Source organism: Capnocytophaga canis (assembly GCF_000827555.1).
GTDB classification, from domain to species: Bacteria; Bacteroidota; Bacteroidia; order Flavobacteriales; family Flavobacteriaceae; genus Capnocytophaga; species Capnocytophaga canis.
In genome coordinates, this window is record NZ_CDOI01000101.1 from 1 (window position 1) to 18062 (window position 18062).

The following is an 18062-nucleotide window of genomic DNA, read 5'->3' on the forward strand; positions in this document are numbered from 1 at the left end:
CCCTGTGGCTACCGATCGGTTACCTGCTGCCCCCACGCCACCGGCAAATACTAAAGGTAGTAAGCCTACGATAAAGGCAAATGAGGTCATCAAAATGGGTCTGAGCCTTGCCATAGCGGCATTGATTGCCGATTTGGATAGGCTCTCGCCGTGATGCCTACGTTGTACGGCAAATTCCACGATTAAGATGGCATTCTTAGCCAACAAACCGACCAACATAATGAGCGATATCTGAAAGTAAATATTGTTTTCCAAGCCCATTGCCCATTGCCCCAAATAAGCGCCCATAATTCCGAACGGAAGTGAGCAGATTACCGCCAAGGGTAACAGATAACTTTCATACTGAGCCGATAGAATGAAATAGGTGAAAATCAGCGAAAGTGCAAAAATAACAAGGGTTTGCGTACCTGCACGTTGCTCTTCGCGAGTAAGCCCCGTATAGTCAATGCCATAATTACTATTTAAAGTTTCCGATGCCACCTCTTTTACTGCATTTAAGGCATCGCCGGTACTGTATCCTTCGGCATTAGCGCCGGTTAAGGCTACCGAAGTAAACAGATTATAGCGGTTCACACTCTGCGGACCAAAGGTACGTTTGAGCGTAACGAATTGCGAAATAGGTGCCATCTGCCCGTTGGAGGTACGTACGGTAAGTCCGTCAAGGCTTTGAATGCTTTTTCGGTCATCAGGAAGTGCTTGTACCATTACTCGGAATTGTTTTCCGTACTTGGTAAAGTCTGTTGCATAGAGTCCACCGATATAATTTTGTAGCACCGAAAGGATATGCGTAACGCTAATGCCCGATTGTGCAGCACGTTCTACGTTTATTTCCAACTGATACTGCGGATAGTTTACGTTGAAAGAGGTTTGCACATACTGAATTTCAGAGCGTTGGTTAAGGGCTTGAAGGAACTGCTGTGTGGTGCTGTTAAGTTCGCTGATTTCGCCCCCTGTTTTGTCCAACAAAACCATTGAAAACCCTGAACTCATACCGAAACCGGGTACAGCAGGTGGCTGAAAGAAAATGACTTTGGCATCGGTAATACCTGAAACTGCCCCAAAAGCCTGACCTAATATAGCTTGTATGCTTTGCCTTGGGTCAGCTTGTCGCTCGGCGAAGGGTTTTAATCGTAAAAAGCCCATTCCGTAGTTGCTTCCGGCACCTGAGATAAAGCTTCTACCTGAAATTCCTGTTACCGAATGCACTCCGGGTATTTTACGAACTCGCTCCTGTACCTCTTGCAGTACGTTTGCCGTACGCTCCATCGAAGCACCGGGGATAAGCTCTACGTTCATCATCAGCATACCATTATCTTCCGTAGGAACGAATCCTGTTTTCATTTTCTCGTTACTGTAATAAAGCACACCTCCTGCCACTACAAAGAGGATAAGCGTTACCCATTTGTGGCGTAAAAAGAAGGTAAAGGTTTTTCCGTACCGCTTGGTGGCTGCCTCGAAAGCAAGGTTAAACTTATGGAAAAACTTGCCAATGAAAGATTTTTCTTCATAGGCTTTATCCGGATGAGGTTTCAGTAGTAAAGCACATAGTACGGGGCTAAGCGTAAGGGCATTTACTGCCGAAATAGCAATAGCAATGATAAGTGTAATCCCGAATTGTTTGTAAAATACACCTGTAGTTCCGCCAATGAACGTTACCGGAATGAATACCGCAGCCATTACTAAGGTTACCGAAATAATCGCACCTGTTATCTCGTGCATAGCCGATAGGGTAGAAGCCTTGGCTTTGTCGCGAGTTTGCTCCATTTTGGCGTGTACGGCTTCCACTACAATAATAGCATCGTCCACTACAATACCAATGGCAAGTACCAAAGCGAATAGCGTAAGCATATTTATAGAGTATCCGAATAGGTTCAAGAAGAAGAATGTACCTACTATTGATACCGGAACTGCTATGGCAGGAATTAGTGTGGAGCGGAAATCTTGTAGGAATAAGTAAACTACTAAGAAAACAAGTAGAAAGGCTTCGAGTAAAGTGGTTAAAACTTTGGAAATGGAAGCGTCTAAGAACTCATTAGAGTCCATATTTATGGTGTATCCGATACCTTCAGGAAGGGCTAACTCGGCTTCTTTGAGGTATTTTTTTACATCGTTGATAATGTCACGTGCGTTAGAGCCCGGCGTTTGATATACTCCCATTGAAACGGCAGGGTTTCCGTTATTACGTGCAAATCCTGTGTAATACAAAGCCCCTAATTCAATATCAGCTACGTCTTTCAATCGGAGTATCTGACCGTTGTTCATTGCCTTTATTACGATGTTCTCATATTCTTGAACCTCATTATATTTTCCTTTATACTTGATTACGTATTCGTAAGAGCTACCGCTGTTCTGACCGAGTGTACCTGCTGCAGCCTCACGACTTTGGTCGGTAATGGCAGCGGTAACTTCAGCAGGGTTTAAACCATAAGCGGCTAACTTTTCGGGGTGTAGCCAAATCCGCATAGCGTAATCCTTCCCACCGAATACATTGGCATCACCCACACCATTGATACGCTTTATGGCAGGAATGATATTGATATTTAAGTAATTCTGTATAAAGATGTCGTTAATCTTATCATTGGTGGAGTAAAACGTCATAAACATCAAAGCCCCTGTGTTTTGCTTTTGAGTAACCACCCCTGCGCGAGTAACTTCGGCAGGTAAAATGGAGTTGGCACGAGCCACACGATTCTGTACGTTAACTACAGCAATATCAGGATTAGTTCCCTGCTTAAAATAAACGTTTATCGATGCCGAACCATTGTTCGTAGCGGTAGAGGTGATATAATCCATATTCTCCACACCATTGATTTGCTCCTCTAACGGAATTACTACCGATTTCAAAACGGTTTCCGCATTAGCACCGGTATAATTTGCTGATACTTGAACCGTCACCGGAGCAATATCAGGGTATTGCGAAATGGGTAAGCCTACAATACCCAATATACCGAGTATTACAATGAGTATGGAAATCACTGTTGACATTACAGGTCTGTCGATAAATAGTTTTACCATATTTGTTTTATTTTGATTTTTTATGGTTTTATATACGGATAAACATATAAATACGATGAATTGAATGAGTTTATCTGATTTATAAAACTTATTTTTCTATAAATGATTATTGTTTGTTATTCGTTGTAACCTATCTTTATAACTGACTTACGTAGTTTTATACTTTTAAAAACTGCTATAATTTTCCGAGAAATGGCTTTTTTACTTTTGAAAATGACTATATTTTTCAGATATGTCGTTTTTCACTTGTAAAAAACTGCTATAATTTTCCAAGAAATAGCTTTTTCACTTTTAAAAACTGCTATAATTTTCGGATATGACGTTTTTCACTTGTAAAAAACAGATATAATTTTCCAAGAAATGGCTTTTTCACTTTTGAAAACGACTATATTTTTCGGATATGACGTTTCTCACTTGTAAAAAACCGATATAATTTTCCGAGAAATGGCTTTTTCACTTCTGAAAACGACTATATTTTTCAGATATGGCGTTTCTCACTTGTAAAAAACCGATATAATTTTCGGATATAGCATTTTTAATTATTGATAAACTCAAAAAATAGGTTGCTTTTATTGTTTTTATATAGAAATTATCTGAAAGCAGGTTTGATGGCTTGTACTAAGCTATCCATAGAAACGGGTTTCGTTTGGATTTTCATACTTGTTCGGATACCATTAAGTCCTTGCACGACCAAAATATCGCCTTTTTGCAGTCCGTCAGACACTACGGCTAAGTTATTATTTCGGTTTTTAAGGGTAATGATGACTTGTTTTACAGTGTCTTGCTCTACTTTATAGGCGAAAATTAAGCCTTGTTGCTCAAAGGTGGCTACCTCCGGAATTACTAAACTATTTGCGTGTACCTCCGGAATAAGTATGGTACCGCTGTTACCATTAGTAAGCAGTCCTTCCGCATTGGGGAATGTAGCTCGAAACCGAATGCTTCCGGTGTTTTTATCAACTTGACCCGTTACGGTACTGATGGTTCCTTGGTGTGGATAGCGTTCGCCATTGGCTAAAACTAATGTAATCTTGGGCAAATTACCGATTTTTTCATTCAAGGACTTGCCTTTGGCAACCTCTAAGAAGGTAATATAGTCTTTCTCATTCATAGAAAAGTAAGCATATACCTCTTTCACATCTGAAACGGTAGTCAAAACCGTGTTATTGGCACTAACCAAAGCACCTTCACGTAAGGGAATGCTACCCACTACACCTGTTACAGGGGCTCTGACTATGGCATAATCAATGTTGGCATTCACTTCGGCATAACTTGCCTTTATCCGAGCCAAGTTGGCTTTGGCAGTTTCTAACTGTACGGGACTGATAATATTTTTGGCGACAAGAGGTTCAAGGCGATTGACTTCCACCAGCGCTGCATCTACTGCCGATTTGGCGGCTTGAGAGCTTTGGTTAAGTGCTTGAGTTTCCAATCTAAAAAGAGGTTGACCTTTGGTTACTTGCTGACCTTCATCAACCAACACTTGTGTAATATATCCCGATATCCGCGCTTGTACAGGGCTATTCACTTTTCCTTCAATGTTCACCGGATAAGAAAGGTGATACGTACTGCTTTGTTCCCCCACCGTGATTACCGGAAGCGTTTTTATACCTTGTTGAACTTGTTTTGGGGTGTTGTTACAGGCTGTCATTAGGCTCAAACCTGCCAAAATGAAGAATATTCTCATACGTTTTCTATTTTAAAAAGGGTTTCTTTAAATGCTTCTATACCTTGTTGTAAAAATTCTTGATGGATTTGTTTGCGTTTTAGTAAGGTTTTAGGAGTATTGGGGTGCTTTTTCGATAGGTTATTAACGCGTTGTACTACGCTAAGGGTGTATTCCATCCGTTCGATGGATTGTTTTAACCATAGTATAATATAGTCTTGATTGTAAACGAAGTAGGTTTTTCTCTCGTTGAACTTGTTAATTTCTAAAATAATCCCCTTATCGATGAGTTTACGTAGGTTCATCGAGATGGAACCCTTACTTACCCCTAAGGCTTGTTGAAGTTGGTCGAAGGTAGCACCATTTCCTTCGAAGTCCAATTTCAGATAAGCACAAATTTTTGCCATAATAGGGCTTAGCCCAAAATGGTTGGTGTACAAGGTAATCAAATCTTGTAGTAAAGTATGGTCTGTGTTTTTTATCATTTCTGCGAAAAAATCATTTCGGAGCAAAAGTAGAAAAAAAAGTTTAATTAGTTCAATAAGTATTGAACTTTTTAGATTTTTTTAATTGTTAGAGGTGTGAAAAAGACGATTAAAGATGTTCATGGGTTTGTATTTTAATTTTTTTTTATATGTTTGCTTCGCTTTAATTAAAATTTATTTTCATGAAAAAAATCATTGCTACCATGTTTATGGTATTAGGACTGAATGCAGTTTATGCGCAACATGTAAGTGTAGAGAAAGATCTTGTAGGCGTTCAAGCAGGATTATTGGGGGTAAATATTTACAATGAACACCGGCTTTCCGATGCTATAACTTTGCGTTCTGATGCAAGTTTACATGGAGGTTTTTGGACAGGAGATATTTATGACAAAACGGGCTTTTTACTTGCTCCTGCTATTTCCATAGAGCCAAAGTGGTACTATGGATTGAACCGCCGTGTAAAAAAAGGAAAAAATATTAGCAATAACTCAGGAAATTATTTTTCACTTAGGACAGAATTTTCTCCTAATTGGTTTGTAATCTCTAATGATAGTAATGTAAGCAACGACTATAATGCGATTAGTGTTATACCTGTTTTTGGGATTCGCCGTAGCTTTAGCCGAAATTTTAATTACGAATTTAATGTTGGTTACGGTTATTCGACCACACTTGGAAGAACACCTAATAGCAAAGGAGGTACTTTTTGGATTAGTTTTAAAATTGGTTACGATTTCTTTAAACGTTAGTTTTCGTTGTAAAATGCGTATCTGATAGAGTTGAATTTCCTTAACAACAAATGTTGAGTTTAAAGGCTCCGAACTTAAAGAAAAGTCTATGGAAAAATATTTTGAAATTATCAGTGGATATGTTTGGTCGTATGCCTTAATTGGTTTATGTATCTTTTCGGGAGTGTATTTCACCATTCGCACAGGTTTTTTGCAGTTTCGTTATCTAAAAAGTATGGTTCGTTTGCTTTTTAGCGGAGGTAATTCGGCACAAGGTATATCGCCATTTCAAGCGTTTTCGTTGGCAATTTCAGGACGTGTAGGTACGGGGAATATTATCGGAGTTGCATCGGCAATCTCTTTTGGTGGGCCAGGGGCCGTTTTTTGGATGTGGGTGATTGCTCTTTTGGGTGCTACTTCGGCATTTGCAGAGGCTACGCTTGGTCAGGTTTACAAACAAGAAATCAAAGGACAATACCGTGGAGGCCCTGCTTACTATATCGAAAAAGGATTGGGAATCAAGTGGTATGCTGTGTTTTTTGCCTTGGTGGCAATTCTCAGTTGTGGTTTTTTGTTACCAGGTATTCAAAGTAATAGTATTGTAACCTCGCTGAATCAATCTGTACAGATTCCAAATGTAAACATAGCTGGATATGAAGTTCATACAGTAGGCGTGGCAATCATTATTCTGGTTTCGATTATTATCTTTGGAGGTGTGAAACGTTTGGGTAAAGTAACGCAAATCATAGTGCCTTTTATGGCGGTTAGTTACATTGTGATGGTTTTGATCATTATAGGTATGCATTTTTCACAAATTCCCGATGTTTTTATGTTAATAATTGATGCTGCATTCAGTAGCGAGTCTATTTACGCAGGTATAACAGGTTCGGCAATCGCATGGGGTGTAAAGCGTGGTATTTATTCTAATGAAGCAGGACAGGGAACAGCACCACACGCCGCAGCTGCATCCGAAGTAAAACACCCTGTGGAACAAGGATTGGTACAGGCATTTTCCGTTTACGTTGATACGCTTTTCATTTGTACTGCAACTGCTTTTATGATACTTTTCACAGGAAAGTACAACGTAATTAATGAAAAAACAGAAATAGCCATCGTCGAAAAGATTCCTTCTGTGGAATATAGTTTTTTTACGCAAGAGGCGTTGAATATTCATTTTCCAGTTATCGGAAGTCATTTTGTGGCACTTGCACTCTTCTTTTTTGCTTTTACTACTATTTTGGCATACTATTACTATGCTGAAACTAATATCGCTTACATCTTCAAAGGGAAACGAAATGCTCAACTTTATATTTGGATTTTGCGTATCGGTTTCCTCTATGGAGTGTATATGGGAGCAATTAAAGAAGCTAAATTGGCATGGACTGTTGGGGATATTGGTGTAGGGCTCATGGCATGGGTCAATGTAGTTGCTATTTTGCTACTCAGCGGTGTGGTTATCCGCGTTTGGAAAGATTATGTTTCTCAAAGGAAAAAAGGCATAAAAAATCCAATTTTTGATCCTAAAAAATCTAATATAAAGAACAGTGATTTCTGGAATCCGTAGATTAGAAATATTTAGAATGGTGTGAGTTGGTAAATGTCGGTTATTCACCGACTTGTCTGCTACTTAATTTATTGACTATTAAGGATACTGCCCCGTCACCAGTAACGTTACAAGCAGTCCCGAAACTATCCATAGCAATGTACAGGGCGATCATCAGTGCTTGTTGCTGAGCATCGAAACCAAGTATTGATTGTAGTATAGCTAAAGCAGCCATAATAGCACCGCCTGGAACGCCAGGGGCGGCAACCATAATAACTCCCAACATCATAATGAATCCCGCGAATAGATCAATACTAACCGTTTGTCCGTTCATCAACATTAATGCCATGGCACAGGCTGTGATTTTCATGGTGCTTCCCGAAAGGTGAATAGCGGCACACAAAGGCACAACAAAACCAGCTATTCGTTCCGAAACCCCCAATTTGATTACTTGTTGTAAAGTTACAGGAATGGTTGCTGCTGATGATTGTGTTCCCAATGCTGTGGCATATGCAGGCATCATGGTCAATAAAGCCTTCAATGGATTTTTTTTAGAGATAATTCCCGCTAGTAAAAATTGAAGTAGCAACAAAGCAATGTGCATCACAAAAATGATTCCGATGATTTTAAAAAATAGCCCCATTACAGAAGCAACCTTCTCGCTGTAGGCTATTTCAGAAAATATACTCATGATATAGATCGGTAATAATGGAATAATCACTTTTTCAATTACCAGTACAATGATGTCTTTAAAATCTTTAAGTACACCTCCTAACGTTGAGTTACTTTTTAGTGATAACCCAATTCCGATCATAAAAGCCAGTACCAAAGCACTCATTACATCCAGAATTGGCGGAATGTCGAGCGTGAAAAAAGGAGTTAATGTACGCTCAACAACTTCTGTATTTACGGTTGGGCTTTGTCCTAATAGTTTTGGAAAGACTATTTTCCCTACAAAAAAAGTAGAAAATCCTGAAAATAAAGTAAATGAGTAGGCTATGATTACTGTCATAAAGAGCAGTCGTCCTGCATTTTTACCCAATTCAGCAATAGCAGGCATTACCAATCCCATGATAATAAGAGGAATAGAAAATCCTAAGAAACTTCCGAATAGCTTGTTGAATGTCACAAACAAACGATTATACCATTCAGGGGCATATGATCCTACAAGAATACCAATGATAATGGCAATAAACACTCTAAATAGAAGATTATTAAATAGTTTCATTTGATTTCGGTTTATGTGAGAAATACATCTGCTACAAAAATAGTAGATCCTTTCAAAAAAGACAAAATAATTTTCAATTTAATTCAAATATATTTAGTATCTTTACACGAAATAAGGTTTAATGATTTCTAATGTTAATCGTTTTTCTTAGGTACAAAAGCAAATTGGTACGCTTATTTCTTTTTGATAATCAATCTTTTTAGGAAAAGATTTTTTAACAACAAAATATTTAAGATTATTTACAACCATTGGTAGAATAGATGATTGCATAAAATAAAAGTGAAGCACTCGAAGTTATAGATACATGAAATTTCAAAAAAATAGATTAATAAAAAAATAAGAAAATATGTCAAAATTTAGAACTGAATCTGATTTGTTAGGTGATTTACAAGTGCCTTTTGATGCCTATTATGGGGTACAAACTCAACGAGCTATTGACAATTTCCATATTTCAGGAAGTAAAATGAGTGATTTTCCGGAGTTTGTCCGTGCCATTGCTTATGTGAAACTGGCAGCTGCACAAACCAATCACGAGTTAGGATTGTTAAGTGACTCGTTGTTGAACGTCATTTCTCAAGCGTGTAATGAATTAATCGAAGGCAAGATGCACGATCAGTTCCCTGTGGATATGATTCAAGGAGGGGCTGGTACATCTGTGAATATGAATGCGAATGAAGTAATAGCAAACCGAGCTTTACAGATTATGGGACATGCGTTGGGAGACTATCAGCATTGCTCTCCTAATGACCATATAAATTTATCACAATCAACCAACGATGCCTACCCAACTACCATAAAATTGGCAATTATCCGAATGAATCAAACCTTGATTGAGCATTTGAGATTATTGATAGCTTCATTCCGTAAAAAGGGAGTAGAATTTGCCGATGTGATCAAAATGGGACGAACCCAGTTGCAAGATGCTGTGCCGATGACTTTAGGACAAGAGTTTGAAGCTTTTGCCGCAACGTTGGAGGAGGAAATCACTCGTTTGCAATACAACGCTAATTTGTTTTTAGAAATTAATATGGGAGGAACTGCCATCGGTACGGGTATCAATGCACCCAAAGAATTTCCTGCTGTATGTGCCAAAAAATTAGCAGATTTGACAGGAGAAGCATTCGTAGCTGCGTCGAATTTAGTTGAAGCCACTCCCGATACCGGATCGTACGTAATCTACTCATCTGCATTGAAGCGTATGGCAGTTAAATTATCTAAAATATGTAACGATTTGCGTTTACTTTCTTCTGGTCCACGTGCTGGATTAAACGAAATTAACTTACCCCCGATGCAACCTGGTTCATCTATTATGCCGGGGAAAGTAAATCCTGTTATCCCCGAGGTGGTTAACCAAGTGTGTTACAAGATTATCGGAAATGACCTTACGGTTACTTTTGCCGCTGAAGCTGGTCAATTGCAATTGAATGTAATGGAACCTGTTATATGTCAGTCGATTATAGAATCTATTGTTTTTGTACAACGAGCTATAGAGACCCTCAGAACCAAGTGCATTGATGGCATTACAGCCAATCGTGAAGTATGTTTAAATATGGTAAAAAATAGTATCGGTATCGTTACTGCGTTGAATCCACATATAGGTTACAAAAACAGCACGAAAATTGCCAAAGAAGCCTTAGAAACAGGTAAATCAGTCTATGATTTGGTTTTAGAAAAAGGACTGCTTTCGCAAGAGCAGTTGGATACAATCTTAGACCCTAAAAATATGTTGGGAATATAAACTTTTCTAAGCAATGATATTTTGGATCTACCGTAAAAGTTAAAATGAATATTTTAACCTTTACGGTAGATTTTTTCTATTTGCTTGTCTATCAATTGTTTCTGTGAGGTGTTAATAGGTAAAAAAAAATACGTATCTTTGCCAATATAAAATAAATACGTAGGATGTCACTAAAATCGTTTGGAGCCAAACTATTTGCGTCTATTGTTAAGAGAAAAATAGACAAATGGGCAAAAAGGCCTATTGAAACGCAGCAAAACGTCTTTGAGGAACTTATTCGTAGAGCAAAACATACTGCTTTTGGCAAAGATCATGATTTTGAAAATATAAAAGACCATGCCGATTTCGTTAAAAAGGTGCCTGTTCGAGATTATGAAGACTTAAAACCTTATATTCAGCGTTTGATATCGGGCGAGAGAGATGTGCTTTGGAGAGGAAAACCACTTTATTTTGCTAAAACTTCGGGTACAACCAGCGGAACTAAGTATATTCCAATCACAAAAGAATCTATGCCCTATCAAGTACAAGCTGCACGAGATGCTTTTTTGTGTTATATTCACGAAACCAAAAAAGCTAATTTCGTTAACGGTAAAATGATTTTCTTACAAGGAAGTCCTGTTTTAGAGGAAAAAAATGGTATCAAAATAGGTAGGCTATCAGGGATTTCGGCACATTATGTGCCTCAATATCTACAAAAGAACCGTGTTCCATCATGGGAAACCAACTGTATCGAAGATTGGGAAACCAAAGTAGATGCTATTGTTGAGGAAACTATTAGCGAAAATATGACCCTCATTAGCGGTATTCCTCCTTGGGTACAGATGTATTTCGAGCGACTTAAAGCAAAATCAGGTAAAAATATAGGTGATTTGTTTAAGAATTTTTCACTTTTTGTATATGGAGGGGTCAATTACGAGCCGTATCGCCAAAAGTTTGAACATCTTATCGGAAGAAAGGTCGATAGTATTGAGCTTTTTCCTGCCAGCGAAGGCTTTTTTGCTTTTCAAGATACGCAAACTGAGAGAGGAATGCTTTTGTTGCTCAATTCAGGTATATTTTATGAATTTATCAAGTCTGACGATTTTTTTTCAGAAAACCCAAAACGTCTGACCTTAGCTGAGGTAGAACTGAATGTAAATTATGTGATGATTATTTCGACCAATGCTGGGCTTTGGGCATATAATATTGGTGATACTGTTCAGTTTACAAGTTTAAATCCGTACCGAGTAATTGTTTCGGGACGTATAAAACATTTTATTTCGGCTTTTGGAGAACATGTCATCGCTAGTGAAATTGAAGAAGCTATGATTCAATCTATTCAAGGTACGGAGGTGCGGGTTTCCGAATTTACGGTAGCTCCACAGGTAAATCCTTCCGAAAATCAGTTGCCTTATCACGAATGGTTTGTCGAATTTGAAAAAGAACCTGATAATATGGCAGATTTCGTCTCGAAATTAGACAATTTCCTACAGCAAAAGAATTCATATTACTTCGATTTGATTCAAGGAAAGGTACTACAACCTTTGAAAATAACTAAAGTTGCCAAAGATGGATTCGTACGTTATATGAAACAAAGTGGTAAATTTGGAGGACAAAACAAAGTACAACGTTTGGCTAATGACCGAAAGATTGTTGAGCAACTAGAACTTGAAAATTTAAAATAAAAACTTTGACAGGAGTCCTACGGTTTGTCATAAAATTTCGATAAAGTACGAAAAAGCATTTTTCTATTTACTTTTTTAATTTTGATTTCGATCCAAAGCAGTTCCAAAGACAAAAGCTATTAAGGATGGTAATAACCATTCTAAGCTATATTCCTGTAATGGTAAATAGGATTTTAGAGTGCTTAACAACTCTTTTTGCATATCCAAATTGATTCCTACGGAAATTAAAGAAACGATAGCGGTAGTAATGATACTTGCTACGTAGGGTTGTCGTATTTTTACGTATCGACCAAAAAGTAATAAATATAGTATTAATGCAAAGACAATCGGGTAGATGAACAATAATATGTTGACAGCATATTTTATAATAGCATCTACTCCGTTAATGGATAAGACTACCGAAATCAGTGTGCAAAGAATAACGCTTAAACGATAAGGTATTTTTCCGTGTGATATTTTTTCAAAAATGCTTCCAGTGGCCGTAGTCAATGCAATTGCCGTGGTTAAACACGCGAAAGCAATAGCAATAGCTACTACGAAAGTTCCTTTTTCTCCCAAGATGGAGGAGGAAATGTGCAATAGCAATTGCGTACGGGTACTGTTATCTTGCATTGGAAAATCGGTTGTAGCTCCCAAGTAAATTAATCCTCCATAGATGAGAAGCAATGAAATAGTAGACACCAGTCCTGCGGCAAGTGTTATCCTACTTCGTTCATTCTCAGAAGAGAACCCTTTGTCAATAACAGCTTCAATTATGACTCCTGCAAAAATTACCGATGCTAGTACATCTAATGTTTGGTAACCTTCAACAAATCCGAAAGAAAAAACCTCGGTTGCGGTCATTGTGCTTTCAGTAATGACATCAGGAGGGTTTATGACTCCCAGAACTACTAACAGTACCAATGATAGCAATAAAAAAGGGGTCAGAAACTTACCGATAATATCCACTGTTTTGGTTTTTGAAATTGATAATAGAAATACTGTTCCAAAAAATAGAATAGCGAAAACAACATTGCTAAATGAAGGAAAAGACGGTTGCACTCCAATTTCAAATACAGTGGCTCCTGTGCGTGGGATTGCTACTAACGGCCCGATACACAAGATGATTAGTATTGCCAACACATTGATTAACTTTGGATGAGTTCTATATCCCAAATCCGTAAACGAAAGTCCTGATTTTGAAATAACAAGTACACCAAGAAAAGGAGCTAAAATGGCTGTTAGGAAAAATCCTACTAATGCCATTAGCCATTCATCGCCTGATTGAAGTCCTATGAAAGGAGGTAAAATCAAGTTTCCAGCTCCAAAAAACATAGCAAATAAGGCAAATCCAACAGTTGTTATAGTAAGAGTTTTATTTTTGTGTGTTTTCATTCTTTAAGGTATAAAAGGTACTTATGTTTCTGCAAAAGTAAAAATAAAAAGGGTCTCTTGAAATTTTTGTGATGTAAACTTCTTAAATTCCATTAGTAAGTGCAATTTTTTGGGATAGTTTTTCTCTCTTTTTCTTTGGGCTAGCCCAAAGAAAAAAGAGAGAAAGTAAAAAAACTTTCTCCCTTCAAAACAAAAGATTTTCTATTTAGGGAACTCAAAATTGAATTCACAGAAAAATTACTAAAGCCATTTCATTTGGTCTGTGAACAATTGCAACTTACAGATTTACAACCTTCAACAAATCGTTTAATAGCATCAATTCCTTTTATGGTAAAAAGGACAGTTACTAAAAAGACAAAAATTCTTTTAATAACAGACGCTTATTTTTCATTACCTTCATAATTCTGAAAAACTTTTTCGTAAAAGTAAAAATTGCGAGATTATCGTAAAATCTCGCAATTCCATGAATAGAATTAATTATAAAAAGTAGACGAAATTAATAACACTATGGTTATCAGGTTAATAATAAATATAAGTCTAAAGCTATTATCTTTTTTTATTACTTTTATTAAACTAAAAATAAACATAAATAAAAGAAATAAAATCAATGGAATAGTCAGTAGTTCACCGAAAAAGCTAACAGAACCAACCATTATTTCATTATTTAGTGAATGATAGTTAATTAACAGTAAAAATACAAAGTAACAAAAACAGAAAATACTTCCTGCCAAAAACCATCTTTGAGAATTTGTTTTCATATAAAAGTATGTTATAAATTAGTTATTTCACTGATTTTTTGAAGATTTGTTATTCACTTATGGAGATATATCAACAATGAGATTTTAGTATATCATATTTTTGCACTATTTTCCTATGAAGAAACTTCTCGTAGCTTAGAAATCTGTCAGAAAAACCTTTAAATGACATTTATCTTCGTATAATTTCCGCCAAGATAATGTTTTTTGCTGTAATAGGAAAATTATTTTGTAAAATGTTTTACAAAACAATAAGTAATTGATTATTAGAAATTTTAAAAAATCATAAAGTTTTGAAAATATGATAATTATATGTTGTACAGGAATGCGTTACAAAAAATGGAGTACAGTTTGTCGGTGTTAAAAATATATTTATATTCGCAACGAGTTTTAAAATTATTGTTCATAACTATTTTTACTTTTACTCTTTTTAAAACAAGAAGCAAAGATTTTGGTTTCATAAAGAAACTGCTCAAAAACCATGTTGATATTTGTCAGCGTATACTAAGAACTACTCAAAAAATATTTTTTTTGTTTACAGTTTATAAGCATACAGAAATGGACATTTATCTTTCCTCCGGTAAGGACATAGTGAGTCAATTTAAGTTTATTATAGGAATAATTTGAGAATCTACTTGAATTACTTCTCTGAACATGTACTATATGAAAAAATCAATTACATATTTGCTTATTATATGCGGTTTTTGCCTTTCAACAGCACAAAATACCGTAGAAAATGACACTATTTTTCTTAGTGAAGTCGTGGTAACACAATTTCAAAAAGAAAAATTAAATAAAATAGCTACTAAGGGAAGAAAAAATTACAGCATAGGAAGCTATTATAATACGTTTTTTGCTAATGAAATTAAAGTAGATAAGTGTTTTATAATCAAGAAAATAGTATTCTTTATAGAAAAAATAGAGAAAAATTACGACACGAAAGCAACCTTTGAATTAGTATTTTTTTCAGTAGGAGAAAACGGATTTCCTGATAAAAAATTGCATAGTCAAACACTATTATTTGAGTCTGTTAGGAAAAATAAATTGGAAATAAATATCGAAGATTTATCACCTAAATTCTGTGAAAATTTCTTTGTTGCACTGAAAAAAACTGAAGATACAAACAAAAAGTCAACAAATTACAGGATTTTAGGACACATGAACAAACGAAAGGAAATATACCTAAATTCAGAAAATAAAGGTTGGCACAAACTCGAAGGAGGTAATTTAGCAATAGAAATTTATTATATAGAAGAGAAATAAAATTGCGAGATTATAGTAAAATCTCGCAATTTAAATTCAAAAAAACGTTTTCTTTCCGAAAATATATCTAAAATAGTAGTACACATCGGCAAAAGGTACCCAAATATAAAACGATTTGTTTGTAATATTCTTATTATAAACCAAGTGAACGCGGACTTTATACTTTACGAACACAATAAAGCCTAACAAAAGTAATATTGATATTCCAAATAAAATAGGTAGTGTTTCCATAGTTAAAAATTTTATCGTACCACTTAAACATGAACACAACCAATCCTATGGTTTTAATTTAATGGACTGATTTTTAGAACATTATATTTTGCACTATTTTCCTATGAAGAAATTTCTCGTAGCTTAGAAATCTGTCAGAAAAAAACTTTAAATGACATTTATCTTCGTATGATTTTCGCTAAGATAATGTTTTTTGCTGTAATAGGAAAATAATTTTTGTAAAATGTTTTTAGAAATAATATAAATCACAGAAAATAAATAAGTTAATTGTTTGATGTGTCTCTAAAGTTACAAAAAAAATATAATCAATATTAAAGAGAAATATAGGATAGAGCTCTATGTTACTATGTGGTTTTAATCATAATAAATTCTAAAAAATATTTCAGGAGTTTAACCTAATTAAAATACCCTAAAATTAAGTTTGTTTTTTCAAAATAAAGAACGACTTTTGCAGTTGCAATCCATTAATTTTGCAGTTATGACAATGAATAAAAATACTATTTTAGGGTATGCCACTTTGATTATGGTTGTTATGGGGTTGATTCTCATTGGTTTGGGGATTTTTAAATACAACGAAGTAGCAGGAATAGGTTTTGCTACTGTAGGGATAGGTTTTTTAGCCATCGCATGGGTGTTTAACTCGCTAAAAGGCAGAGTGTAATGCTTTAAATTATTAAACAGATTAATATAGAATGAAAAAATTTAGAGAAATTCCTGAAGAGTTTCGTGTTGAGCCTTTGCATCAAGATATTTATTTGGCAAATGGGGAATTACGCAAATGGGAAGGAGCCATGACAGATGTTTACTCCACCATTTCATCGACCGAAAACTATGAGCCCACATTTTTGGGGAGTGTTCCCAATATGGGAGAAGAAGAGGCTTTAGAGCTATTGTATTCATCATGCGAGGCTTACAACAAAGGGAAAGGTTTGTGGCCAACCATGAAAGTGAAAGACCGAATTCAATTTATGGAAAAATTTGTCAAGCAGATGGCAACCAAACGCGATGAGGTCGTGAAACTAATGATGTGGGAGATTGGGAAAAGTTTAGAAGATTCTCGCAAAGAGTTTGATAGGACGATACAGTATATTTATGACACTATAGAGGAATATAAAAACCTCGATCGAGATTCCTCTCGTTTTGAAAAAAGAGATGGTATTTATGCTCATATTCGTCGTGGGCCTTTGGGAGTGGTGTTTTGTTTAGGGCCTTACAACTATCCGCTGAACGAAACTTTTGCGTTGCTGATTCCTGCTGTGATTATGGGTAACACCGTTATTTTCAAACCCGCAAAACATGGAGTTTTGTTATTTGCTCCGTTGTTAGAGGCTTTCAAAAACAGTTTCCCTCGTGGAGTTATAAACATCTTGTACGGACGCGGTAGAACGGTAGCTCCACCCATTATGCGAAGTGGTCGTGTGGATGTGTTAGCACTTATTGGAAATAGTAAGACTGCTATCGCACTACAAGATTTACACCCTAATAAAAACCGATTGCGATTAGTGTTCGGGTTGGAAGCAAAAAACCCAGGAGTAGTGTTACCTGATGCTAATTTAGAATTAGCCGTTGAAGAATGTGTGAAGGGAGCTTTGTCTTTCAATGGGCAACGTTGTACTGCTCTGAAAATCATATATGTACACAAAAAAATTAAAGATAAATTCATCAAAGAATTTTCTAAAAAAGTGGATGAGTTGGTCTATGGAAATCCTTGGGAGAAAGATGTAACTCTTACTCCATTGCCTGAGAAGGAAAAACCTGCCTACATCCAAGAACTGATAGATGATGCTATTTCAAAAGGAGCTAAGATTGTTAATCAAAGAGGAGGAGAACGCTCTGAAAATTATATTTTCCCTGCAGTTTTATACCCCGTTTCAACCGATATGCGTGTGTTTTCAGAGGAACAATTCGGCCCATTAGTGCCAATCAAATCTTTTTCGCACATCAACGAAATTTTAGATGAGATTGCTAATTCAAAATACGGACAGCAAATCAGTCTTTTCGGGGAGGATGCTTATGAGCTTTCACCTTTGATTGACAATTTAGTGAATTTGGTTTGTCGTGTGAATATCAATAGTCTCTGTCAGCGAGGTCCAGATGTTTTTCCGTTTACGGGTCGTAAGGATTCTGCAGTAGGAACTTTGAGTGTTCACGATGCATTGCGTTCATTTTCAATACGTACTTTTGTAGCATCACGGGATGATGACTATAACAATAAAATTGTAGAAAATCTCCTACGAACAGGGGTTTCAAACTTTATGAACACGGATTATATTTTGTAGATTTTATTGGGTTCAATTGAAGAACACGCCGAGATGAGGCATTTGCCTCATCTCGGCGTGTTTTTAAAACATGCTACCCCAATTTGATGTTTATAT

Annotated in this window: 12 protein-coding genes; 7 read left to right on the forward strand and 5 right to left on the reverse strand. The window is 36.2% G+C overall.

Annotated features, from left to right (window positions below; genetic code table 11):
• The 3 genes from CCAND38_RS02835 to CCAND38_RS11325 form a co-directional block, all read right to left on the reverse strand.
• Positions 1-3015 (reverse strand): efflux RND transporter permease subunit (locus CCAND38_RS02835; protein ID WP_042343827.1); only part of this gene is annotated, 3015 nt, incomplete at its 3' end.
• A 589-nt stretch (positions 3016-3604) separates the two neighbouring features.
• Positions 3605-4702, reverse strand: a complete 1098-nt coding sequence (locus tag CCAND38_RS02840; protein WP_052458096.1) for an efflux RND transporter periplasmic adaptor subunit — start codon at positions 4700-4702, stop codon at positions 3605-3607.
• On the reverse strand, positions 4699-5166 hold the full coding sequence (locus CCAND38_RS11325; protein ID WP_052458098.1) for a GbsR/MarR family transcriptional regulator: 468 nt from the start codon (positions 5164-5166) through the stop codon (positions 4699-4701). The genes CCAND38_RS02840 and CCAND38_RS11325 overlap by 4 nt, the downstream gene beginning before the upstream one ends.
• A gap of 182 nt (positions 5167-5348) precedes the next feature.
• Here CCAND38_RS11325 and CCAND38_RS02850 point away from each other — a divergent pair, with 182 nt between their 5' ends.
• On the forward strand, positions 5349-5912 hold the full coding sequence (locus tag CCAND38_RS02850; RefSeq protein WP_042009628.1) for a hypothetical protein: 564 nt from the start codon (positions 5349-5351) through the stop codon (positions 5910-5912).
• Between the two features lie 88 nt (positions 5913-6000).
• Complete coding sequence (locus CCAND38_RS02855) at positions 6001-7455, forward strand: alanine/glycine:cation symporter family protein (protein ID WP_042009626.1); 1455 nt, start codon at positions 6001-6003, stop codon at positions 7453-7455.
• Between the two features lie 40 nt (positions 7456-7495).
• On the opposite strand, the gene CCAND38_RS02860 is transcribed toward CCAND38_RS02855, so the two are convergent.
• Positions 7496-8662, reverse strand: a complete 1167-nt coding sequence (locus CCAND38_RS02860; RefSeq protein WP_042343777.1) for a dicarboxylate/amino acid:cation symporter — start codon at positions 8660-8662, stop codon at positions 7496-7498.
• A 346-nt stretch (positions 8663-9008) separates the two neighbouring features.
• Here CCAND38_RS02860 and aspA point away from each other — a divergent pair, with 346 nt between their 5' ends.
• Together aspA and CCAND38_RS02870 are read left to right on the forward strand one after the other, a co-directional pair.
• Positions 9009-10400: an aspartate ammonia-lyase gene (gene aspA / locus CCAND38_RS02865; protein ID WP_042343779.1), complete on the forward strand. Its 1392-nt coding sequence runs from the start codon at positions 9009-9011 to the stop codon at positions 10398-10400.
• A gap of 164 nt (positions 10401-10564) precedes the next feature.
• The gene (locus CCAND38_RS02870) at positions 10565-12064 is read left to right on the forward strand and encodes a GH3 auxin-responsive promoter family protein (protein ID WP_042343780.1); all 1500 of its coding nucleotides are present in this window, start codon (positions 10565-10567) and stop codon (positions 12062-12064) included.
• Between the two features lie 75 nt (positions 12065-12139).
• Here the strand turns inward: CCAND38_RS02870 and brnQ are convergent, their stop codons facing one another.
• Positions 12140-13438 carry a branched-chain amino acid transport system II carrier protein gene (gene brnQ / locus CCAND38_RS02875; RefSeq protein WP_042006367.1) on the reverse strand — a complete coding sequence of 433 codons (1299 nt, stop codon included), beginning with the start codon at positions 13436-13438 and terminating at the stop codon, positions 12140-12142.
• Between the two features lie 1418 nt (positions 13439-14856).
• Between brnQ and CCAND38_RS02885 the strand changes: the two genes are divergently transcribed.
• The 3 genes from CCAND38_RS02885 (at position 14857) to CCAND38_RS02900 (ending at position 17966) form a co-directional block, all read left to right on the forward strand.
• A complete protein-coding gene (locus CCAND38_RS02885; protein WP_156129752.1) occupies positions 14857-15456 on the forward strand; it encodes a hypothetical protein in 600 nt (199 codons plus the stop codon).
• A gap of 715 nt (positions 15457-16171) precedes the next feature.
• Positions 16172-16348, forward strand: a complete 177-nt coding sequence (locus tag CCAND38_RS02895; protein ID WP_182859263.1) for a CAL67264 family membrane protein — start codon at positions 16172-16174, stop codon at positions 16346-16348.
• A gap of 31 nt (positions 16349-16379) precedes the next feature.
• Positions 16380-17966, forward strand: coding sequence for an NADP-dependent glyceraldehyde-3-phosphate dehydrogenase (locus CCAND38_RS02900; RefSeq protein WP_042343791.1), 1587 nt, complete (start codon positions 16380-16382; stop codon positions 17964-17966).
• Positions 17967-18062 lie beyond the last annotated feature (96 nt).